Below are 429 nucleotides of genomic sequence, written 5' to 3' on the forward strand. Positions count from 1 at the left end.
CTAGAATAGCAGATATAAAACCTATCAAACCTTTGGTGAAGCCAGAATCGTCATTTAGCATAATATCTAAATTAAAATAAGGGTAAATTGATTGGAGAATGAAGAATATGATGAATACAAATAATATCGTCAAGATAACCTTAATTAGTATTGTAGCAGGCATATTTATATCATACCTGTAAGCAAGAACATCGATTGCTGGGAATACATGGTCAACAACCAATTCCCAGACTCGCAAAAACAGGAACGTAATAATTATTAACAACAACGGCAAAGCCATTGTATATATAATTAATGGCATCAAGTCATTTATGGTTGCAAAATGCATGATGTTTACATTGAATTTACTCCAAAAAAACCAAGAGTAAATTATGGAATTTAATAATCAATATGAAATCAGTGATGAACACAATTTTATTATTAATTTAC

At 29.6% G+C, this 429-nt stretch carries 1 protein-coding gene; it reads right to left on the reverse strand.

Annotation, left to right across the window (positions count from 1 at the left end; all coding sequences use genetic code 11):
- Positions 1-328, reverse strand: a 328-nt coding sequence (locus IM295_RS23210; RefSeq protein WP_226859546.1) for a hypothetical protein, incomplete at its 3' end; no start/stop codon positions are given.
- Positions 329-429: the final 101 nt, after the last annotated feature.

The organism is Enterobacter cloacae complex sp. P14RS (assembly GCF_014895895.1).
Taxonomy (GTDB): domain Bacteria; phylum Pseudomonadota; class Gammaproteobacteria; order Enterobacterales; family Enterobacteriaceae; genus Enterobacter; species Enterobacter bugandensis.